Source organism: Romboutsia sp. 13368, assembly GCF_018336475.1.
Classification (GTDB): Bacteria; Bacillota; Clostridia; order Peptostreptococcales; family Peptostreptococcaceae; genus Romboutsia.
Window position 1 is genome coordinate 580,400 of the sequence record NZ_CP048741.1, and the last position, 1,785, is coordinate 582,184.

At 23.2% G+C, this 1,785-nt stretch carries 3 protein-coding genes; 2 read left to right on the top strand and 1 reads right to left on the bottom strand.

Going from position 1 to position 1,785, the window contains the following annotated elements; all coding sequences use genetic code 11:
- Positions 1-119: 119 nt before the first annotated feature.
- A complete protein-coding gene (locus G3997_RS02405; protein ID WP_296647515.1) occupies positions 120-260 on the bottom strand; it encodes a hypothetical protein in 141 nt (46 codons plus the stop codon).
- 153 nt (positions 261-413) lie between these two features.
- On the opposite strand from G3997_RS02405, the gene G3997_RS02410 reads away from it, so the two are divergent.
- Both G3997_RS02410 and G3997_RS02415 read left to right on the top strand, forming a co-directional pair.
- Positions 414-1,313: a biosynthetic peptidoglycan transglycosylase gene (locus G3997_RS02410; RefSeq protein ID WP_296647518.1), complete on the top strand. Its 900-nt coding sequence runs from the start codon at positions 414-416 to the stop codon at positions 1,311-1,313.
- A 17-nt stretch (positions 1,314-1,330) separates the two neighbouring features.
- Entirely contained in the window at positions 1,331-1,750 is a 420-nt protein-coding gene (locus G3997_RS02415) for a DUF3785 family protein (protein WP_296647521.1), read from the top strand.
- Positions 1,751-1,785: the final 35 nt, after the last annotated feature.

Genomic DNA, 1,785 nt, shown 5'->3' on the forward strand with positions numbered 1-1,785 from the left:
ATGTAGAGGATATGAATATGAAAAATAACATAATAGTAAAAACTATAGATATAAAATAAAAAAAGAAAAGCAAATGCTTTTCTTTTTTTATTACNNNNAATAAAAATAATTGTATTCAACTAAAGATAAATAAAAATCTTTCCTATAGATATATCTTCATCTATTACGAATTTGTCATCTCCTGCACTTATACAGCTAACAGAACATTCTTCTTCGCAAGCAACACAACTTATACAAGCATCTGTTATAAAGTAAGCCATTTATAATTTTCTCCTTGAATGGTAATACAAAATCTATGATCAGCCTAAAACTAAAATTTTAATCATAAATACTATAATTATATTACAAATTTGTACTTTGATTTATTATATATAACAAGGTATAATTAAATTTGTAATATTTAGGAGGTTCATATGAATAATAATGATGATAATAGGATAAGAAGAAGAAAAGTAAATTCAAATGATTACAACTATAAGCCTAAGCAAAACCAAAGATATTATGATGAAAGATTAAGATTAGAAAATATAACTTATAATGATAAAGTAGAAAATAATAAAGTAAAAAAAGCAAATACTAATAAAAGAAAGAGAACTAAGAAAAAAACAGGTTTGAAATTAGTAAAGTTATTTTTACTACTTATATTAATTGTATCTGTAGTAGTATCTATAATAGGGTCTGCTTTTTTAGTATCATCTTTGAAAGATACTAAACCTATAAATAAAGAGATATTAAGAGAAAATTATATAAGTAGTGAGGTAGTTGAAGATAATGAAATACCGAAGTATCTAAAAGAAGCATTAGTTTCAATTGAAGATGAAAGATTCTATGACCATAAAGGGGTAGATATAATATCTTTAACAAGATCTATTATACATAATATCTTTTCAGATAGTACTCAAGGCGGAAGTACTATAGAAATGCAAATATCTAAAAATTTATTAACTAGTGATGATAGAACTATAAATAGAAAAATAAAAGATATTTATTATGCAAGTCAGATGGATAAATTTATGACTAAAGATGAAATATTGTGTACTTATTTAAACAATGTTTATTTTGGTAAATCATCATATGGTGTTGGAAAAGCATCAAAAGTATATTTTGGAAAAAATGTACAAGATTTAGATTTAGCTCAATGTGCAATGTTAGTTGGAATTACAAATAATCCAGCAAAATATAAAGAACATAGTGAAGCTAAAAAAAGACAAGAAGTTATTTTATATAAAATGAAAGAACTTGGATATATAAATAATGAGGAATATTCAAATGCAATAAGTGAAGATGTTCCTTTTAAATCAGAAATAGAATAAAATAAAGAGGTGTTAATATGACAGAATATAAATTTACTTATGAAGATATAGAATATATATTAAATGAAAAAAATTGTAGTGAATTAATTAATGATGAAGAAAAGCCAGTTAAAGGTATAACTGTAGAAAATATATTAAATATGCTAAAAGAATCTGAAAGTGCTGATTTTGATATAGAATACTATCAAGAAGCATGTCCAGAGTGTTTAGCAGGTGTAAAAGAAAAGCAAAAGTTTTTTGGATTTTTAGAATATCATTTTTACATATTTACAAAAAAAGGAGAGTATGTAATAAGTGATATAAGTAAAGAATATGAAGGATTATCATTTAATAAATTATCTAGACAAGGTAAGGTAGATGATAGTTATATAGTAAGTATAATAATTTGTGAAAAATGCCAAGATTACATAATTCAAATTGAAAATTGTTTAGTATAAAAGTCTACATTTATGTAAGTCTACATTTATGTAGA

Excerpts from the sequence above, each read along its gene's own strand:
- G3997_RS02415 (WP_296647521.1), top strand. The coding sequence starts at position 1,331 with ATGACAGAATATAAATTTACTTATGAAGATATAGAATATATATTAAAT.
- G3997_RS02410 (WP_296647518.1), top strand. The coding sequence starts at position 414 with ATGAATAATAATGATGATAATAGGATAAGAAGAAGAAAAGTAAATTCA.
- G3997_RS02405 (WP_296647515.1), bottom strand. The coding sequence starts at position 260 with ATGGCTTACTTTATAACAGATGCTTGTATAAGTTGTGTTGCTTGCGAA.